The sequence below is a fragment of the Serratia sp. MYb239 genome (assembly GCF_002966855.1).
Classification (GTDB): domain Bacteria; phylum Pseudomonadota; class Gammaproteobacteria; order Enterobacterales; family Enterobacteriaceae; genus Serratia_B; species Serratia_B rhizosphaerae.
The window spans coordinates 3,902,551-3,921,911 of record NZ_CP023268.1 but is presented as its reverse complement, the minus strand read 5'-3'; the positions used below and the strand labels follow the sequence as shown (position 1 = coordinate 3,921,911).

The following is a 19,361-nucleotide window of genomic DNA, read 5'->3' as shown; positions in this document are numbered from 1 at the left end:
GTTAAAAAATGCACGGCATTTGCACACAACCCTAAAGGTAAAAGGTGGGTTGGGGAAAACAATAATAGTAGCATGATTTTACATGGTTTTTTTTGCCGCTGGCCGAGTGGGAAACATTTGTTTTGCCGCTTGTGCACCTGAAGCCACCGACAATGAACAGGATCTTACACCTATTTATCCACAGATTTATGGGATAACCCAAATTTTTCCTGATTACTGGTTCGATCTACAGCCTTGACGACGGGCGTTTTTTACGAATTCGTCCGATTTGTGCCTAACTATGACGAATAATCTGTGGATAAAAACGGCGTTGGTGGATCTTTCGCCAGGGTGAGATCCTGACCGTGCACAGATCACATTTTGCCTCTGTACATAACTGACGAAAACGATTTACCTTGTTGTTATTAAAGTTAAAAAATAAAATAACCTGCCGGCGGGTTTTAGCATGTCGCTGAGTTTTACCGGCTTATTCCTGGAGTTCTTCACATACCTATCCACAGAAAAAGTGAATAAAACCGGCCGAAAACCCCGCCCTATGTTTATAACTTTGCCAATATCTGTGAGTTATCCCAATGTTATCCGGCGCGCAGAGCCGTAAAGCAGTGGTTTACCGCCTGTAGCTTGTGTGAAACAATCAGAGCATCTTTACGAATTTAGCTTATCGAGGTAGTCCGGTGATCGACGATGATGGCTACCGCCCGAATGTTGGTATCGTAATCTGTAATCGTCAGGGGCAGGTCCTGTGGGCCCGCCGTTACGGTCAGCACTCCTGGCAGTTTCCCCAAGGTGGGATTAACCCTGGCGAAACCGCGGAACAGGCGATGTACCGTGAGCTGTTCGAAGAAGTGGGGTTGAGTAAAAAGGATGTGCGCATCCTGGCCTCGACCCGCAACTGGTTGCGCTATAAATTGCCAAAACGTTTGGTGCGTTGGGACACAAAGCCGGTTTGTATCGGCCAAAAACAGAAGTGGTTTCTGTTGCAGTTAATGTGCAGTGATGCGGATATCAATATGCAGCGCAGCAGTACGCCGGAATTTGACGGCTGGCGTTGGGTGAGCTTCTGGTATCCGGTTCGCCAGGTGGTATCGTTCAAACGGGACGTGTACCGCCGGGTGATGAAAGAATTCGCCGCAACCGTGATGCCGCTGCAGCAGCCGTCAGCGCCGCGGCAGGCGCCCGCTTATCGCCGAAAAAGAGGTTAACTCAAGCAGACTATGCTCACGCGCTTGCGAGAAATTGTTGAGAAGGTGGCCGCGGCGGCCAGTTTGACAGACGCGCTGGATATTTTGGTCAATGAAACCTGTCTGGCGATGGACACCGAAGTTTGCTCTATCTATCTGGCGGATAACGACCGCCAGTGCTATTACCTGATGGCGACGCGCGGGCTGAAAAAACCGCGTGGGCGCACCATTGCCCTGGCGTTCGATGAAGGGGTGGTAGGGCTGGTGGGCAGCCGGGCGGAGCTGATTAACCTGGCGGATGCGCAGAGCCACCCCAGCTTCAAATACATTCCACAGGTTAAGGAAGAGCACTTCCGTTCCTTCCTCGGCGTGCCGATTATCCATCGTCGCCAGCTGTTCGGCGTGCTGGTGGTGCAGCAGCGCGACCTGCGGCAGTTCAACGAAAGCGAAGAATCTTTCATGGTCACCCTGGCCACGCAGATGGCCGGGATCCTCTCGCAGTCTCAACTTAATGCGCTGTTTGGCCGCTATCGGCAGACGCGGGTGCGCGCGCTGGCGGCCTCGCCGGGCGTGGCGGTGGCTGAAGGTTGGCAAGACAGCAGCCAGCCTTCGCTCGATCAGGTGTTTAAAGCCTCTACGCTGGATACCGTCAGCGAACGCGAGCGCCTGACGCTGGCGTTGGAAGAGGCCGGCGCGGAGTTTCGCCGCTTCAGCAAACGTTTTGCTGCCAGCGCGCAAAAAGAGAGCGCGGCTATCTTCGACCTTTACTCCCACCTGTTAAACGACGCGCGTCTGAAACGCGAACTGTTTGCTGAAATTGACGCCGGCTCGGTGGCGGAGTGGGCGGTCAAACAGGTGATTGAGGTATTCGCCGCCCAGTTTGCCGCGTTGCAGGACACCTACATGCGTGAGCGCGCCAGCGACTTGCGTGCGCTCGGCCAGCGGTTGCTTTTCCATCTTGACGATACCACGCAGGGCGCGACCCAGTGGCCGCAGCGCTTTGTGCTGGTGGCCGACGAGCTGACGGCCACCCTGCTGGCGGAGGTGCCGCCGGACCGGCTGGCCGGGGTGGTGGTGCGCGACGGCGCCGCCAACTCCCACGCCGCGATTCTGGTGCGCGCCATGGGCGTGCCGACGGTGATGGGGGCGGATATCCAGCCTTCGTTGCTGAACCGCCGGATGCTGATTGTCGACGGCTATCGCGGCGAGCTGCTGGTTGATCCTGAGCCGGTGCTGCTGCAAGAGTATCAGCGGCTGATTGATGAGGAACTGGCGTTAAGCAAACTGGCGGAAGACGACGTCGAGCAGCCGGCGCAGATGAAAAGCGGTGAACGGATCCAGGTGTTGCTTAATGCCGGTTTAAGCCCGGAGCACGAGCAACTGCTGGGCGGGCGGGTCGACGGCGTCGGCCTGTACCGCACGGAAATACCGTTTATGCTGCAGAGCGGCTTCCCGTCGGAAGAAGAGCAGGTGGCGCAGTATCAGGGCATGTTGCAGCTGTATCCGACCAAACCCGCGACGTTGCGCACTCTGGATATCGGCGCTGACAAGCAACTGCCCTATATGCCGATCAGCGAAGAGAATCCCTGTCTGGGCTGGCGCGGCATCCGCGTGACGCTCGATCAGCCGGAGATCTTCCTGATCCAGGTGCGGGCGATGCTGCGCGCCAATGCCGGCACCGGCAACCTGGGCATTCTGCTGCCGATGGTCACCAGTCTGGATGAGATCGATGAGGCCAAAAGCTTGATCGAGCGCGCCGGGCATGAGGTGGAAGAGATGCTGGGCTATGCGATCCCCAAGCCGCGCATCGGCGTGATGCTGGAAGTGCCGTCGATGATCTTCCTGATCCCGCAGTTGGCCGAGCGGATCGATTTTATTTCGGTCGGCACCAACGATTTAACCCAGTACCTGCTGGCGGTAGACCGCAACAATACCCGCGTGGCGTCGCTGTATGACAGCCTGCACCCTTCCATGCTGCGGGTGCTGCAGACGATCGTCGAGCAGGGTGAAGCTGCCGGCCTACAGGTCAGCCTGTGCGGTGAACTGGCCGGCGACCCGATTGGGGCGTTACTGTTGGTAGGCATGGGCTATCGCCATCTCAGCATGAACGGACGCAGCGTGGCGCGCATCAAATACCTGCTGCGGCATATCGATCTGACGGATGCGCAGCGTCTGGCGCAGCTGGTGCTGAGCGCTTCGCTGACCAATGAGGTGCGTCACCTGGCCGTGACCTTTATGGAACAGCATAATATGGGCGGCCTGGTGCGCGGCGGGCGCTGAGTCGCATTCAGACTGATTTTTTTACAGAACTTTTCCCTGCGGCCGTCCCCGGGCGTCGTTAAGCTTATGTTATGATGCGGGCCTTCCGCGGCGCGCTATGCCGGCGCCAGGCAGCGGAAAAGACCCATCTAGCGATGTAGACCCAAGATTATTCAGGTTGCCGCCGGTCGGCAACGGACTGCGACCCCGTTGGGGAAGAATAACAGACGAGTTGTGGTGATAGATGAGCAATAGCTATCTGAGATTTCCTGAGTTTGATCCGGTGCTTTTTTCCGTCGGCCCGGTCTCCCTGCACTGGTACGGCCTGATGTACCTGGTTGGCTTTGTCTTTGCCATGTGGCTGGCGATTCGCCGGGCCAACAAGCCGGGCAGCGGCTGGACGAAAGACGAGGTGGAAAACCTGCTGTATGCCGGTTTCCTTGGCGTATTTGTCGGCGGCCGCGTGGGGTATGTCCTGTTCTATAACCTGCCGTTGTTCCTTGAGAACCCGCTTTATCTGTTCAAAGTCTGGGATGGCGGCATGTCGTTCCACGGCGGCCTGATGGGTGTGATTCTGGTGATGTTCTGGTTTGCGCGCCGCACGAAGCGCACTTTCTTCCAGGTGTCTGATTTTATCGCCCCGCTGATTCCTTTCGGCCTTGGTGCCGGCCGGCTCGGTAACTTTATCAACGGCGAACTGTGGGGACGCGTGACGACCGACGCGCCGTGGGCGATGCTGTTCCCTGGCTCGCGCAGTGAGGATATCGCCATTGCCGCCGCCGACCCCGGCAAGTGGCTGCCGCTGCTGAACCAGTACGGCGTGCTGCCGCGCCACCCGTCGCAGCTGTATGAACTGCTGCTGGAAGGCGTGGTGTTGTTTATCATTCTCAACCTGTTTATTCGCAAATCGCGGCCGATGGGCGCGGTTTCCGGCCTGTTCCTCATCGGCTACGGCGCCTTCCGTATTATTGTGGAGTCATTCCGCCAGCCGGACGCGCAGCTGGGGCTGTTTGACGGCATTATCAGCATGGGGCAGATTCTGTCGATCCCGATGGTGTTGGCCGGTATTATTATGATGATCTGGGCGTACCGCCGTCGCCCGCAGCAACAAACTTCGTGAGGAAACATGAAACAGTATCTGGATTTAATGAAAAAAGTGCTCGATGAGGGCACCCCAAAAGCAGACCGCACCGGCACCGGCACGTTGTCGATTTTCGGTCACCAGATGCGTTTCAATTTGCAGGAAGGCTTCCCGTTGGTGACCACCAAAAAGTGTCACCTGCGCTCCATCATTCATGAGCTGCTGTGGTTCCTGAAAGGGGACACCAACATTGCCTACCTGCGTGAAAACAAGGTCACCATCTGGGATGAGTGGGCCGATGATAATGGCGACCTGGGGCCGGTTTACGGCCAGCAGTGGCGCGCCTGGGGCGCAGCCGACGGTCGTCAGATCGATCAGCTGAGCAAGGTACTGCAGCAGTTGAAACAGGATCCGGACTCACGCCGTATCATCGTCTCCGCCTGGAACGTCGGCGAACTGGATCAGATGGCGCTGGCGCCTTGCCATGCGTTTTTCCAGTTTTACGTGGCGGACGGCAAACTGTCTTGCCAGTTGTATCAGCGCTCTTGCGATGTCTTCCTCGGCCTGCCGTTCAATATCGCCAGCTATGCGCTGCTGGTGCATATGATGGCGCAGCAGTGCGATCTGGAAGTGGGCGACTTCGTCTGGACCGGCGGTGATACGCACCTGTACAGCAATCATATGGAGCAGACCCAGCTGCAGCTGACCCGCGAGCCGCGTCCGCTGCCGAAGCTGGTGATCAAGCGTAAACCTGACTCGCTGTTCGATTACCGCTTTGAAGATTTCGAGATTGAAGGTTACGACCCGCATCCGGCGATTAAAGCGCCAGTGGCGATCTGATTTCAGACGATGCTTCTTTACAGGGCGCAACTCCGGTTGCGCCCTTTTTCTTTGTTACCTGCCGGCGGTGATGCCGCTGAACGTTGCGCGTAACGCCGCATTTTTTCTGCTTTGTCTGCCATTTGCACCTTTTGTTTGCGCACTGTTTTCCAGGCGTTGACCGAGGCGCTGTTATCGTTTGCCCCGGTGATTACACTCAGCGTCATGAACGATAACTCTCACAACAACGTTTGCCGGCAGCGGGGAATCACGCTGATGGAGCTGCTGTTGGCAGTTTTGATTAGTGCGATGCTGAGCGGTTGGGGCGTGAGTCACTGGCGGCATCACCAGCAGGCGCTGCGGCTGGAGCAGGCCGCCCAACAGCTGCTGGTGTTTTTACAGCGCCTGCAGGCCGACGCCAACTGGCGCAACCGCACGGCATTGCTGTGGTTTAAACCGCATGGGCGCTGGTGCCTGGGCAGCGGGGCTGAACCGGCTGACTGTCAGCAGCCGGCAAGGTGGCTGTTCACGCCGCCGAGCGATGATATACAACTGCTCGACTTCACCCGTAAAGAGCTGGGTTTTTACGGGGTGCGTAACAGCGCGCAGGGCGGACATATCCGCCTGGGCAACCGCGCCGGCCAACTGCAGGTGGTGCTTTCCGCCCAAGGGCGCTTGCGCATTTGCAGCATGGGGGCCGCGCTGCGCGGGATCCGCGCATGTTAACGTCAGCGCGCGGGTTCACCCTGCCTGAGGTGCTGCTGGCCATGGCGGCGGGAAGCCTGATTATTTTGGCGGCGGCGAAGGCCTATCCTGCGCTGCGCCAGCAAAGCGCGGCGTTTCTCGGCGCTTATCAGCTGGAGCTAAGGCTGCGGCAGGCGGCGTTTGGTATTGAAAAAGATCTGCGCCGCGCGGGATTTTGCGCCGGGACGTGCATCGGGCGGGCGATGAGTATCGCGCGGCATGCCGGGGAGGCGCCCGACAGCTGCGTCATCGTCGCCTATGATTTGAACCGCAACGGCCGCTGGGAAGCGACGGGCGACGAGGCGGAGAAATTCGGCTACCGCTTACGTGAAGGGCGGCTTGAGCGCCAGCGTGGCGTTAGTCAGTGTAACGGCGGCGGCTGGGAAAACCTGTTTGAGCGTGCCGAAGTACACATTGAGACGTTTAACGTTCGTCTGCTGCCGGGGAAAGACGGGCGGCGCCTGCTCCGGCTGACGCTGGGCGGTCGTTCGGCGGATTCGGGGGCGATGACGCGCTCAATGCGGTGGGATATCAACGTGGAGGCGCCGTCAGCATGAACGGACGGGATTCTCAGCGCGGCAGCGTGCTGGCAGCGGTGATGTTGGTGCTGGTGATGGGGTTGCTGCTGCTGGGCGCCCAGCAAAAACAGCTGGATAGTGCGCTGCTGCTGGCGGTTGAGCAGCGGCGCTACCTGCAGGCGTATAATCGGGCGTCGTCTGCGTTGAACTGGGGACTGACGCAATCCTGGCCGCCGTCGTTGCTGAATGCAGGAGCGTGGCGCTGTCAGCGGCAACCTGCGTCGGGGCTACAGGCCTGCGTCAAGCGCGCCTCCCGGGCGGACATGATACTGCTGCGCGGGCTGGGTGAGATACCCGCAGCGGACCCGCTCTGGCTGTATCAGTTGGCCATGCCGGATGCGCACGGACGGCTGCGGGCAGAACCGGGCGGCTGGCTGGATTTTTGCCCGGAAAAGGATGCAGCGGCCTGTGAGGATTAATGGCAACAGCGGGGTGGGCCGGCATCAGCGCGGCTTCAGCCTGGCGGAAGTATTAATTGCAACACTGTTATTCTCGGTGTCGCTGCTCGGCCTGTTACAATACCATCAGGTATTATTACAGGGGCTGCAGCGGCAATGGCAGTACCGGCAGGCCTGGTCGCTGGCCCATCAGCAGTTGGAGCGGCTGGCCGCCGGCAGCGATGCTGATGATGTCCTGGCGCCCGGCTGGCGGCGCGAGGTGTGGCAGAGCGCCGTCGACGGCGTCTGCCGGCAGATCACGGTCAGAGTAGATACGCCGCAGCGTCAGCATGCTCAGCTTGGGCGCTGGTATTGCGGCGATGACTAACCCGGCGCGTATGTATATGGTTTTCAAGGAGCCTCATGTTTACGGTTTATCATTCCAATCAGCTGGACGTGCTGAAAACGCTAACCAGCGTATTGATCGCCAGAGAACCGTTGGCCGACCCTTTCCAGCAGGAGGTTGTGCTGGTGCAAAGCCCGGGAATGGCGCAGTGGCTGCAGATGCAACTGGCCGAGCAGTTCGGCATTGCCGCCAATATTGAGTTTCCGCTGCCGGCGACCTTTATCTGGGACATGTTTACCCGCGTGTTGCCGGGCATCCCGAAAGAGAGCGCCTTCAGTAAGGACGCTATGACCTGGAAACTGATGTGGCTGCTGCCCGATATGCTGACACAGCCCGAGTTTGCCCCGTTGCAGCACTATCTGACCGACGACGGCGATAAGCGCAAAATTCACCAGCTTGCCGGGCGCGTTGCCGATCTGTTTGACCAATATCTGGTGTACCGGCCGCAGTGGCTGGAAAGTTGGCAACGTGGCGAATTGATCGCCGATCTGCCTGAGGCGCAGCAGTGGCAGGCGCCGCTGTGGGCGCGGCTGGTGCAGTATACCCAGGAACTGGGGCAGCCGGAGTGGCACCGTGCCAACCTGTATCGCCGCTTTATCGCCACCCTTGAGCAGGCGGAACAGTGCCCGTCAGGGTTACCAGCGCGGGTGTTTATCTGCGGTATTTCGGCGCTGCCGCCGGTCTACCTTGAAGCGCTGCAGGCGCTGGGCAGGCATATTGATATTCATCTGATGTTCACCAACCCGTGCCGCTATTACTGGGGCGATATCCAGGATTATGCGTTTCTGGCGCGGCTGCAAAGCCGTAAGCGACGCCGCCACCACCAGGCACAGGAACAGGGGTTATTCCGCGATCCCGAGCAGGCGGCGCAGCTGTTCGACGCTGAAGGTGAGCAGCTGCTGAGTAACCCGCTGCTGGCGTCATGGGGTAAGCTGGGGCGCGATCATCTGTATCTGCTGGCGCAGATGGAAACGCTGCAGGAGGTTGACGCTTTTGTCGATATCCCGGCGGACAACATGCTGCACGGCATACAGCGCGACATGCTGGAGCTGGAGGATTGCGCGGTGATCGGCACCACGCCGGAAACTTTTGAACGCAGCGATGCCAAGCGCCTGCTGGACCCCGACGATCGTTCACTCAGTCTGCACGCCTGCCATAGCCCGCAGCGCGAAGTTGAAGTGCTGCACGACCAACTGCTGGCGATGCTGGCAGAAGACCCGCAGCTTACCGCACGCGATATCATTGTGATGGTCGCCGATATTGACAGTTATACGCCATACATTCAGGCGGTGTTCGGCAACGCGCCGGCGGATCGCTACCTGCCGTTTGCCATTTCCGACCGTAAAGCGCGCCAGGCTCATCCGGCGTTGCAGGCGTTTATCTCATTGCTGGATTTGCCGCAGAGCCGCTTTACCTCTGAACAGGTGCTGCTGCTACTGGAGGTACCGGCGCTGGCCGCACGCTTTGCCATTCAGGAGGAGGGGCTGCGCCTGTTACGCCATTGGGTGGCTGAATCCGGCGTACGCTGGGGGCTGGATGATGACAACGTGCGCGAGCTGGCGCTGCCGACCACCGGCCAGCACACCTGGCGCTTCGGCATTACCCGCATGCTGTTGGGCTATGCCATGGACAGCAACGCCGGCGACTGGCAGGGGGTGTTGCCATACGATGAATCCAGCGGGCTGGCGGCGGAGCTGGCGGGTCAGTTGGCTGAACTGCTAACGCAGCTAGGCCTGTGGCGCCAACGTCTCAGCGAAACGCGCACCCTGGCGGAGTGGGCGCCGCTGTGCCGCCAGCTGCTGGAGAGCTTTTTTGCCGCCGATGGCGACACGGAAGCCGCGCTGGCGCTGATAGAAAAGCAGTGGCATCAGGTACTGGAGCATGGTGCCAATGCTCAATATCCCGATGCGGTACCGCTGAGTCTGTTGCGTGACGAGCTGGCGGCGCGTCTCGATCAGGAGCGGATCAGCCAGCGTTTTTTGGCCGGGCAGATCAATTTCTGCACGCTGATGCCGATGCGTTCCATCCCGTTCAAGGTGGTGTGCCTGCTTGGCATGAACGACGGCGTTTACCCGCGCACCCTGCCGCCGCTGGGCTTTGACCTGATGGCGCAGCAGGTGAAGCGCGGCGACCGCAGCCGCCGCGACGACGACCGTTATCTGTTCCTGGAAGCTATTTTGTCCGCGCAGGAAAAGCTATATATCAGCTTTATCGGGCGTTCGATTCAAGACAACAGCGAACGTTATCCCTCGGTGTTGGTGACGGAGTTACTGGAGTACCTGCAGCAGAGTTACCGTCTGCCGGGAGATGAGGAACGGGATGTCGACGCCAGCGCGAGCCGGGTTAGCGAACATTTACTTCGCTGGCATGCCCGTATGCCGTTTGCGGCAGAGAATTTCTTGCCGGACAGCGAGGCGCAAAGCTACGCCGCCGAATGGCTGCCGGCCGCCGACGGACGCGGCCAGGCGCACCCCGAGTTCAACCAGCCGCTGCCGCCCGAACCCAAAACACAGATCGCGCTGGATGAGCTGCAGCGTTTTTATCGCCACCCGATCCGCGCATTCTTCCAGCAGCGTCTGGGCGTTAGCTTTGTTCTGGAAGAAACCGAACTGCCGGACGAAGAGCCGTTTACGCTGGATAATCTCAGCCGCTATCAGTACAACAACCAACTGCTGAACGCGCTGATTGACGGCGACGATGCGGCAAAATTGTATCAGCGCATCAGGGCCTCCGGCGGTTTGCCTTACGGCGCCTTCGGCGAGATTTACTGGCAGAAGCAACAGGAAGAGATGCAGGATTTGGCGGCGCAGGTGCGTGAGGAGCGCAAGACAAGCGGCAGTCTGGAATTGGATATCGACGTGGCGGGCGTGCATATCGGCGGCTGGCTGCATCAGGTGCAGGAAGATGGCCTGCTGCGCTGGCGGCCGGCCGCTCTGTCGGCGGTGGACGGCATTCTGCTGTGGCTGGAACATTTGCTGTATTGCTGTGCGGGCGGTCAGGGGGAAAGCCGCATGCTGGGGCGCAAGAACTCAGTCTGGCGTTTTGCCGCGCTGCCGGCGGAAGCCGCGCAAGAGCAATTGGCGGAGCTGGTGGCCGGCTATCAGCGCGGCCTGTGCCAGCCGCTGATGCTGCTTAATAAGAGCGGTTGGGCCTGGTTAAGCCAGTGTTATCAGCCGGAAAATCAGGCGATTGACTGGAACGAAGAGACGCAGAGTAAAGCGCGCGGTAAGCTGCTGCAGGCCTGGCAGGGCGACCAGCGAATTCCTGGCGAAGGGGAAGACCCTTATGTACAGCGGGTGCTGCGTCAGCTGGATAATGATGCCCTGGCGCAAATTTTAGCGGAAACAGAACGTTACCTGCTGCCGGTTGCCAGACATAATCTGGGATAGTGAGCCCGGGTGGTGCACCGTGGCGGGAGGTGGTAAAACTAGGGCTCGCTGCGGGTAAATACCCGGTTCTACAGTGACAGTAAGTACTTACCGGGGAGCTGCCGACAAGGCGTATTTTTACGCTGCAGCATGCTCGGCATGAGGTTTTGTGGTTTTTTATCGGCTTCGCCGGCGCTCGGGAATAGGCGCTGCGGAGCGGAAATAGGGGTTTAATTTGGATATGCGCAGACGTTGGGCCCGTTTTTGCGGGGTAATGTTGTTGGTAGTCTTTTGGGCACCGTCAGGCTGGGCTGAGCAGGGATGGCAGCCGCTGGCGGAGAAAATCCATAAAAGTGAGCACGATCCGCGCCATTACCAGGCCATCAAGCTGGCTAACGGCATGACGGTACTGCTGGTTTCCGATGAGCAGGCACCGAAGTCGCTGGCGGCGCTGGCCTTGCCGGTCGGTTCCCTGGAGGATCCCGACAGCCAACTGGGGCTGGCGCACTATCTGGAACATATGGTGCTGATGGGCTCCAAGCGCTATCCGGAGCCGGAAAATCTGTCTGAATTCCTCAAAAAACATGGTGGCAGCCATAATGCCAGTACCGCGTCGTACCGTACCGCCTATTATTTGGAGGTGGAAAACGATGCTCTGGCGCCAGCCGTCGACCGCATGGCTGATGCGATCGCCGAACCGCTGCTGGATCCTGGCAATGCGGATAAAGAGCGCAACGCGGTGAATGCCGAGCTGACCATGGCGCGTTCGCGCGACGGGATGCGCATGGCGCAGGTGGGAGCGGAAACGTTGAATCCGGCGCACCCGAGCGCGCGCTTTTCCGGCGGCAACCTTGATACGCTGAAGGACAAGCCCGGCAGCAAGCTGCATACGGAACTGACAACATTCTATCAACGCTATTATTCCGCCAATCTGATGGTCGGCGTGCTCTACAGCAGTCAGCCGCTGCCGCAGCTGGCAGCGCTGGCGGCGAAAACCTTTGGTCGGGTGCCGGACCATCAGGCCAGCGTGCCGCCGATTACCGTGCCGGCGGTAACCAAGGCGCAACAGGGCGTCATTATCAATTACGTTCCGGCGCAGCCGCGCAAGCAGCTGAAAGTCGAGTTCCGTATTGATAACAACAGCGCGGCTTTCCGCAGTAAGACCGATACCTATATCAGCTATCTGATCGGCAACCGCAGTAAAAATACGCTGTCTGACTGGCTGCAGCAGCAGGGGCTGGCCGATGCCATTAATGCAGGCGCCGATCCGGTGGTAGATCGCAACGGCGGGGTGTTTGTCATCAGCGTCTCGCTGACGGACAAGGGGCTGGCGAAACGCGACCAGGTCGTGGCCGCTATCTTCAACTATCTGAAAATGCTGCGTCAGCAGGGCGTCAAAAAAAGCTATTTTGATGAGATTGCGCACGTGTTGAATCTGGATTTCCGCTACCCGTCGATCACCCGCAACATGGACTATATCGAATGGCTGGTGGATACCATGCTGCGCGTGCCGGTCGAGCATACGCTGGATGCGCCTTATCTGGCGGACCGTTACGATCCGGAGGCTATTGCGCAGCGTCTGGATGAAATGACGCCGCAAAACGCCCGCGTCTGGTTTATCAGCCCGAATGAGCCGCATAACAAAACGGCATACTTTGTCGATGCGCCGTATCAGGTGAATAAAATCACCCCGCAGCGTTTCGAACAGTGGCAGCGCCTGGGACAAGCGATCTCTTTGTCGCTGCCGACGCTGAACCCGTATATCCCGGATGACTTTACCCTCACAACGCCATCACACCGCTTTACCCAGCCGGAAGTGGTGGTGAACCAGCCGGGGCTGCGCGTGCTGTATATGCCGAGCCGCTATTTTGCCGATGAGCCGAAGGCCGACGTGACCGTTGCCTTCCGCAACGCCGAGACCATGAATTCGGCGCGCAATCAGGTGTTGTTCTCGCTGACGGATTATCTGGCCGGCATCGCACTGGATCAACTGAGTTATCAGGCTTCGGTCGGGGGCCTGAGCTTCAGTACCTCGCCGAGCAATGGCCTGCTGTTTAATGCTAACGGCTTTACCCAGCGTTTACCGCAACTGCTGACGTCGCTGATCGAAGGCTACGCCGGGTTTACGCCGACGCAGGCGCAGCTGGATCAGGCGAAGTCCTGGTATCTGCAACAGCTGGATGCCGCTGAGAAGGGCAAAGCCTTCGAACTGGCGCTCCAGCCGATTCAGATGGTGTCGCGTGTGCCCTACTCAGAACGCAGCGAACGGCGGGAGGTGCTGAAAAACCTGACGCTGAAAGACGTGCTTGCCTACCGTGACGGCCTGTTGAAAAACGCCACGCCGGAAATGCTGGTGGTGGGCAATATGAGCAAACCGCAGGTTGACCAACTGGCGTCCGCACTGAAGCAAAGCCTTGCCTGCCGCGGCGTAACATGGTGGCACGGGGAAAATGTCCAGATCGCTAAAAAACAGCTGGCGAATCTGCAGCGCACCGGCAGCAGCACCGATTCGGCGCTGGCGGCGGTCTATATCCCAACCGGCTATGATGAAATCAGCGGCATGGCGCACAGCTCGTTGCTGGGGCAGATTATTCAGCCTTGGTTCTATAGCCAGTTGCGCACTCAGGAACAGCTGGGGTATGCGGTCTTTGCTTTCCCGATGTCGGTCGGGCGGCAGTGGGGCGTAGGCTTCCTGCTGCAAAGCAACAGTAAACAGCCAAACTACCTCTACCAGCGCTATCAGGATTTCTACCCGAAGGCAGAAAAACGGCTGCGCGAGATGAGCGCCGCGGACTTTGCCCAATATCAGCAGGCACTGATTAATGAACTGAAGCAGCGGCCGCAAACGCTGAGTGAGGAAGCGGGGCGCTTTAGCAACGACTTCGAGCGCGGCAACTTTGCCTTTGATACGCGGCAGAAGCTGATCGCGCAGATACAGCTTCTGACGCCGGCCAAACTGGCGGACTTCTTCCACCAGGCGGTGATACAGCCGCAGGGGCTGGCGGTGCTGTCTCAGGTCAGCGGCAGCAGCCAGGATAAAGCCGATTATGCGGCGCCGCAGGGCTGGAGCGCTTACCCGAATGCATCCGCGCTGCAGCAAACCATGCCGCGCCAGGTGGTTAAACCATGACGGCGCAGGCTCCGCAAACGCTCGATCCGTTAACGCTGCCGCTTTGCGGCGAACGGCTGATTGAAGCCTCGGCGGGGACCGGCAAGACCTTCACCATCGGCGCGCTGTATCTGCGCCTGCTGTTGGGTTTGGGTAAGCAGGCGGCGTTTTCCCGCCCGCTGACGGTAGAGGAAATTTTGGTGGTGACCTTTACCGAGGCCGCCACCGAAGAGCTGCGCGGCCGTATCCGCAGCAATATTCACGGGCTGCGCATCGCCTGTATCCGCGGGCGTGAGCACTGCAACAACCCGCTGTTCGCTGCATTAATGGCGGAGATTGACGACCTGGCGGATGCGGCGGCGCAGCTGTTGGCCGCCGAGCGGCAAATGGATGAGGCGGCGATCTATACCATCCATGGCTTCTGTCAACGTATGCTGACCCAGAACGCCTTTGAGTCCGGCATTTTATTTGAGCAGACGCTGGTGCAGGATGAGCTGCCTCTGCGCCGGCAGGCCTGCGCAGACTTTTGGCGCCGCCATTGCTACCCGCTGCCGCTGGACGTTGCGCGCGCGGTCAGCCAGGAGTGGAGCGGGCCGGAAGCCTTGCTGAGCGACCTGTCCGCCTATCTGCACGGGGAGGCGCCAACGCTGCGCCAACCGCCGCAGGAGGATGAAACGCTGCTGGCGCGCCACCAGAAGATCGTGGCGCGTATTGAAACCATCAAAGCGCAATGGATCGCGGTGGCGGCCGATCTGCATGACCTTATCAGCAGTTCCGGCGTGGATAAACGCAGCTACAGCAGCAAGCACTTGCCTAACTGGCTACATAAGGTCGGAGAGTGGGCCGGGCAGGAAACGCAGGATTATCAACTGCCGAAGGAACTGGAAAAATTCCGCCAGTCGATGCTGCTGGAGAAAACCAAGAAGGGCGAGGCGCCGCGCCATGCCCTGTTTGACGCCGTTGATGGTCTGTTTGCCGAACCGTTGACGCTGCGCGATTTGGTGATGGCGCGCGCGCTGAGCGAGATTCGCACCTCGATTCAACAGGAAAAGCGCCAGCGCGCCGAACTGGGGTTTGACGACCTGCTAAGCCGACTGGACGGCGCCCTGCAAAGTGCGGGTGGCGATCATCTGGCGCAGGCGATACGTCAGCGCTATCCGGTGGCGATGATTGACGAATTTCAGGATACCGACCCGCAGCAGTATCGTATTTTCCACAAGTTATATGTGGGGCAGGCGGAGTGCGGACTGCTGTTGATTGGCGATCCCAAACAGGCGATTTACGCGTTCCGTGGGGCGGACATTTTCACCTATATGCGTGCCCGCTCTGAGGTGAGCGCCCACTATACGCTGGAGACCAACTGGCGCTCTTCCCCGACGATGGTCGGCAGCGTCAACCGGCTGTTTTCCCGGCTGGAAAAACCGTTTCTGTTCGGCGAGATCCCGTTTATTGACGTGGCGGCGGCGGATAAGAACCAGAAACTGGCGTTTGAACTGCATAATCAGCCGCAGGCCGCTATGCACTTCTGGCTGCAGCCGGGCGACGGCGTCGGAGTGAGCGACTACCAACAGCAAATGGCACGCCTGTGCGCGACGAAAATTCGCGACTGGCTGAATGCCGGGCAGCGCGAAGAAGCCTGGCTGGCGGATGGCGACAAGCGCCGGCCGGTACAGGCGTCGGATATCACCATCCTGGTGCGCAGCCGGGCGGAAGCGGCGCTGGTGCGCGATGCGCTCAGCCTGTTGGCGATTCCTTCAGTATACTTGTCGAATCGTGACAGCGTGTTTGATACGCCGGAAGCCAAAGATTTGCTGTGGCTGTTGCAGGCGGTGCTGGCGCCGGAGCAGGAGCGGACCTTACGCAGCGCGATGGCGACCGGCCTGCTGGGGCTGGATGCGCCGACGCTGGATGCGCTGAATCATAACGAGCGGGCGTGGGACATGCTGGTCGAAGAGTTTGACCAATATCGCACGCTGTGGCTGCGGCGCGGCGTATTGCCGATGCTGCGCGAGGTAATGACGCAACGGCATTTGGCCGAGAATCTGTTGGTCAGCCCCGGCGGCGAGCGGCGTCTGACCGATGTGATGCACCTGGGTGAACTGCTGCAGGAGGCGTCGGCACAGCTCGACAGCGAGCATGCGCTGGTGCGCTGGCTGGCGCAGCAGATTGCCCAGCCGAACAGCCAGTCGGACAACCAGCAGCTGCGTCTGGAAAGCGACCGCCACCTGGTGCAGGTGATGACGATTCACAAGTCCAAAGGGTTGGAGTATCCGTTGGTCTGGCTGCCGTTTGTCGGCAACTATCGCCAGCAGCAGCAGGTGCTGTATCACGATCGCCACAGTTTCAAAGCCTTGCTGGATCTGAATGCCGATGAAGAGAGCATGGCCTGGGCCGAGGAGGAGCGGCTGGCGGAGGATTTACGCCTGCTTTACGTCGCGCTGACGCGTTCGGTGTACCACTGTAGCATCGGCATTGCGCCGCTTATTCAGGGGACACGTAAAAAGCAGGGGGAGACGGATTTGCATCGCAGTGCGCTGGGGTATCTGGTGCAGGGCGGTCAGGCGGGGGATGCCGCCTATTTGCAGAGCTGTCTGCAGCAACTGGCTGATGAAAGCATTGCGTTATCCCTGCTGGAACCGCTGGATGAGCAGCCTTGGCAGCCGCAGAGCGAGCAGGCAGAGCTGTTGGCAGCCAGAGAGGTCAAGCGACAGTTGCAGGACTTTTGGCGGGTGACCAGCTATACCGGCCTGCAGCAACACGGCGCCGGGCTGATGCAGGATCTGCTGCCTCGTCTGGACGTTGATGCTGCGGGTGAGAAGGCGGCTGAGAGTGAGCCGTCACTGACCCCGCACACCTTTCCGCGCGGCGCAGCGCCGGGCACCTTTTTACACAGCCTGTTTGAAACGCTGGATTTTACCCAGCCGCTGGATTCCGCCTGGCTGGCGGAGCAGCTGCAGCTGAACGGTTATGACGCGTGTTGGCAGCCGGTGCTGCAGACGTGGATGGAGACGCTGCTGCATACCGTACTAAATGACAGCGGCGCCACGCTGGCGCAGCTGACGCCGCAGGCTAAACAGGCGGAGCTGCAGTTTTATCTGCCGATCGGCCAGCTGTTGCAGGCATCGCAGCTGGATACTCTGGTGAAGCGCTATGACCCGCTGTCGGCACGCTGTCCGGCGCTGGATTTTCAACGAGTGCAGGGGATGTTGAAAGGCTTTATCGACCTGATTTTCTGCTGGCAGGGAAAATATTACCTGCTCGACTATAAATCCAACTGGCTGGGTGAAGACAGCAGCGCCTATACGCAGCCGGCGATGGCGCAGGCGATGGCGGAACATCGTTACGACCTGCAGTATCAGCTGTATACCCTGGCGCTGCACCGCTATCTGCGCCACCGTCTGGCGGACTATGACTATCAACGCCACTTTGGCGGCGTGATTTATCTGTTTTTGCGCGGCGTCGACGGTCAGCATCCCGGCAACGGCATTTTTGCCTGCCGTCCTGAAGCTGCCTTGGTGGAGGGGATGGATCGGCTGTTCAGCGGCGACGATAACCAGGGGGAATCTGAAGCATGATGCAGCTACTCCAACAGGCGGTCACGCTTGGCGTGCTGCGTCCGCTGGACATACAGTTCGCCCGGGTGGTCGCCGAGCCGGAACGGCCGGATATGCTGCTGGCGGCTGCCTGCCTCAGCGCGGAAGCCGGTGCCGGCCACGTCTGTCTACAGCTGGAGCAGCTGTTGCCGGAGACGCTGTTCGGCGCGCGTCAGCCTGAGCTGGCGCAGGCGGTCTGGCAGGCTGCCGGCCAGCCGGACGTTGACGAATGGCGGCGTTTGCTGCTGTCGTCTGCTGCGGTCAGCGACGGCAGCCTGCCGACACCGCTGGTGCTGCAACAGCAGCGGCTCTATCTGCAGCGCATGTGGCAAAGCGAAGGTGAGGTGGCGGCCTTTATCGGCAGTGACGATATGCCGCAGGATATTGAGCCGCAGCGCCTGCGTCCGATCCTGGACCGTCTGTTTGGCGAAGCGGAGGCTACGCCGGACTGGCAGAAAATCGCCGCCGCCGTCGCCGCCACGCGGCGGATTGCGGTGATTTCCGGCGGGCCGGGCACCGGCAAAACCACCACGGTGGCAAAGCTGTTGGCGGCATTGGTGCAGTTGGCCGATGGCGAGCGGCTGCGCATTCAGCTTGCGGCACCGACCGGAAAAGCGGCGGCGCGGTTGACCGAGTCGCTCGGCAGCGCCAGCCGCCGGCTGGGGCTGACGGCGCAGCAGCTGAGTCTGTTTCCTACTGAGGCGGCAACGCTGCACCGTCTGCTGGGTGCACAGCCGAACAGTCAGCGCATGCGCTATCACCGCGGCAACCCGCTGCATCTGGACGTGCTGGTGGTGGATGAGGCCTCAATGGTGGATTTGCCGATGATGGCGCGCCTGATTGCCGCCCTGCCTGAACATGCCAGAGTGATCTTCCTCGGCGACCGCGATCAGCTGGCCTCGGTGGAGGCGGGCGCGGTGCTGGGAGATATTTGCCGCTTTGCCGAGCAGGGCTACAGTGAAGCGCGAGCGGCGCAGCTCAGCCAATTGACCGGCTGTGCGCTGCAGGGGCAGCCGGCGCAGGCGGCTGCGGCAGTGCGCGATAGCCTGTGCCTGCTGCGTAAAAGCTACCGTTTTGACGCCAACTCGGGCATTGGACAGCTGGCGTTTGCGGTTAACGCCGGCGATGTCAGGGGCGCGCGTACGGCGCTGGACGGCCGCTTTGACGACGTCGCCGGCTATCCGCTGGCGGAAACGGCGGACTACCAGGCGCTGCTGGATGCCTGCGTGGCGGGCTATCGCGACTACCTGATGCAGGTGGCAGCCGGCACCGGTGCGCAGCAGGTGCTGGATGCGTTTGGGCGCTTTCAGGTACTGTGTGCCCTGCGGGAAGGACCGTTCGGCGTCAGTGGGCTGAATGAACGGATTGAGACCGCTCTGCAGCGCACCGGGCTGATACGGCGTACGCCCGGCGCCGCAGGGCGCTGGTATCGGGGGCGTCCGGTGATGATTGGCCGCAACGACAGCGCTCTGGGGCTGTTTAACGGCGATATCGGCATTGCCTTACCGGATGAGACAGGGGAGTTGCGCGTTCACTTCCAACTGCCGGACGGCAGCATCAAGTCGGTGCAGCCAAGCCGCTTACCGGCGCATGAAACCGCCTATGCAATGACGGTGCATAAGTCGCAGGGGTCGGAGTTCGATCATACGGTACTGGTGCTGCCCAACCACTATCTGCCGGTGTTGACGCGGGAGTTGGTGTATACCGCCATTACCCGTGCGCGTAAGCGCCTGTCGCTGTATGCTGCCGATAAGGTATTGATGGGCGCCGTGCGTACGCCGACGCAGCGCCGTAGCGGGCTGGCGGAACGTCTGGTGATGGCAGACGATGAACAGGGGCGCTAAGG

13 protein-coding genes are annotated in these 19,361 nt (G+C 60.1%); 12 read left to right on the top strand and 1 reads right to left on the bottom strand.

All coding sequences use genetic code 11. From position 1 onward, the window contains the following. Positions 1-674 precede the first annotated feature (674 nt). The 4 genes from rppH to thyA all read left to right on the top strand — a co-directional run bounded on the left by rppH (position 675) and on the right by thyA (position 5,361). On the top strand, positions 675-1,202 hold the full coding sequence (gene rppH, locus CLM71_RS18800) for an RNA pyrophosphohydrolase (RefSeq protein ID WP_015673597.1): 528 nt from the start codon (positions 675-677) through the stop codon (positions 1,200-1,202). Between the two features lie 12 nt (positions 1,203-1,214). Then, positions 1,215-3,461: a phosphoenolpyruvate--protein phosphotransferase gene (ptsP, locus tag CLM71_RS18795; protein WP_105232338.1), complete on the top strand. Its 2,247-nt coding sequence runs from the start codon at positions 1,215-1,217 to the stop codon at positions 3,459-3,461. A 223-nt stretch (positions 3,462-3,684) separates the two neighbouring features. Beyond that, positions 3,685-4,560, top strand: coding sequence for a prolipoprotein diacylglyceryl transferase (lgt, locus tag CLM71_RS18790; protein ID WP_105232337.1), 876 nt, complete (start codon positions 3,685-3,687; stop codon positions 4,558-4,560). A 6-nt stretch (positions 4,561-4,566) separates the two neighbouring features. Next, complete coding sequence (gene thyA / locus CLM71_RS18785; RefSeq protein ID WP_105232336.1) at positions 4,567-5,361, top strand: thymidylate synthase; 795 nt, start codon at positions 4,567-4,569, stop codon at positions 5,359-5,361. Positions 5,362-5,378: 17 nt separating this feature from the next. Here thyA and CLM71_RS18780 read toward each other — a convergent pair whose 3' ends face one another. Beyond that, positions 5,379-5,567 carry a hypothetical protein gene (locus CLM71_RS18780; RefSeq protein ID WP_105232335.1) on the bottom strand — a complete coding sequence of 63 codons (189 nt, stop codon included), beginning with the start codon at positions 5,565-5,567 and terminating at the stop codon, positions 5,379-5,381. On the opposite strand from CLM71_RS18780, the gene CLM71_RS18775 reads away from it, so the two are divergent. From CLM71_RS18775 to recD, 8 genes are all read left to right on the top strand, one after another. Then, on the top strand, positions 5,566-6,066 hold the full coding sequence (locus CLM71_RS18775; RefSeq protein ID WP_105232334.1) for a prepilin peptidase-dependent protein: 501 nt from the start codon (positions 5,566-5,568) through the stop codon (positions 6,064-6,066). The two genes, CLM71_RS18780 and CLM71_RS18775, sit on opposite strands and share 2 nt — an antisense overlap. After that, entirely contained in the window at positions 6,060-6,641 is a 582-nt protein-coding gene (locus CLM71_RS18770; RefSeq protein ID WP_105232333.1) for a prepilin peptidase-dependent protein, read from the top strand. The genes CLM71_RS18775 and CLM71_RS18770 overlap by 7 nt, the downstream gene beginning before the upstream one ends. Further along, positions 6,638-7,081 carry a YgdB family protein gene (locus tag CLM71_RS18765; protein WP_105232332.1) on the top strand — a complete coding sequence of 148 codons (444 nt, stop codon included), beginning with the start codon at positions 6,638-6,640 and terminating at the stop codon, positions 7,079-7,081. Before CLM71_RS18770 ends, CLM71_RS18765 begins: the two co-directional genes overlap by 4 nt. Then, positions 7,071-7,427, top strand: coding sequence for a prepilin-type N-terminal cleavage/methylation domain-containing protein (locus tag CLM71_RS18760; protein ID WP_370446958.1), 357 nt, complete (start codon positions 7,071-7,073; stop codon positions 7,425-7,427). Before CLM71_RS18765 ends, CLM71_RS18760 begins: the two co-directional genes overlap by 11 nt. Before the next feature lie 35 nt (positions 7,428-7,462). Beyond that, complete coding sequence (gene recC, locus CLM71_RS18755; protein ID WP_105232330.1) at positions 7,463-10,834, top strand: exodeoxyribonuclease V subunit gamma; 3,372 nt, start codon at positions 7,463-7,465, stop codon at positions 10,832-10,834. Positions 10,835-11,054: 220 nt separating this feature from the next. Continuing rightward, positions 11,055-13,943, top strand: coding sequence for a pitrilysin (ptrA, locus tag CLM71_RS18750; protein WP_105232329.1), 2,889 nt, complete (start codon positions 11,055-11,057; stop codon positions 13,941-13,943). Continuing rightward, on the top strand, positions 13,940-17,497 hold the full coding sequence (gene recB, locus CLM71_RS18745) for an exodeoxyribonuclease V subunit beta (protein ID WP_105232328.1): 3,558 nt from the start codon (positions 13,940-13,942) through the stop codon (positions 17,495-17,497). The genes ptrA and recB overlap by 4 nt, the downstream gene beginning before the upstream one ends. After that, on the top strand, positions 17,494-19,359 hold the full coding sequence (gene recD / locus CLM71_RS18740) for an exodeoxyribonuclease V subunit alpha (RefSeq protein WP_105232327.1): 1,866 nt from the start codon (positions 17,494-17,496) through the stop codon (positions 19,357-19,359). Before recB ends, recD begins: the two co-directional genes overlap by 4 nt. Positions 19,360-19,361 lie beyond the last annotated feature (2 nt).

Coding starts and splice junctions, on each gene's coding strand:
- CLM71_RS18775 (WP_105232334.1), top strand. CDS start 5,566: ATGAACGATAACTCTCACAACAACGTTTGCCGGCAGCGGGGAATCACG.
- ptsP (WP_105232338.1), top strand. CDS start 1,215: ATGCTCACGCGCTTGCGAGAAATTGTTGAGAAGGTGGCCGCGGCGGCC.
- ptrA (WP_105232329.1), top strand. CDS start 11,055: ATGCGCAGACGTTGGGCCCGTTTTTGCGGGGTAATGTTGTTGGTAGTC.
- lgt (WP_105232337.1), top strand. CDS start 3,685: ATGAGCAATAGCTATCTGAGATTTCCTGAGTTTGATCCGGTGCTTTTT.
- recB (WP_105232328.1), top strand. CDS start 13,940: ATGACGGCGCAGGCTCCGCAAACGCTCGATCCGTTAACGCTGCCGCTT.
- thyA (WP_105232336.1), top strand. CDS start 4,567: ATGAAACAGTATCTGGATTTAATGAAAAAAGTGCTCGATGAGGGCACC.
- recC (WP_105232330.1), top strand. CDS start 7,463: ATGTTTACGGTTTATCATTCCAATCAGCTGGACGTGCTGAAAACGCTA.
- CLM71_RS18770 (WP_105232333.1), top strand. CDS start 6,060: ATGTTAACGTCAGCGCGCGGGTTCACCCTGCCTGAGGTGCTGCTGGCC.
- CLM71_RS18780 (WP_105232335.1), bottom strand. CDS start 5,567: ATGACGCTGAGTGTAATCACCGGGGCAAACGATAACAGCGCCTCGGTC.
- recD (WP_105232327.1), top strand. CDS start 17,494: ATGATGCAGCTACTCCAACAGGCGGTCACGCTTGGCGTGCTGCGTCCG.
- CLM71_RS18765 (WP_105232332.1), top strand. CDS start 6,638: ATGAACGGACGGGATTCTCAGCGCGGCAGCGTGCTGGCAGCGGTGATG.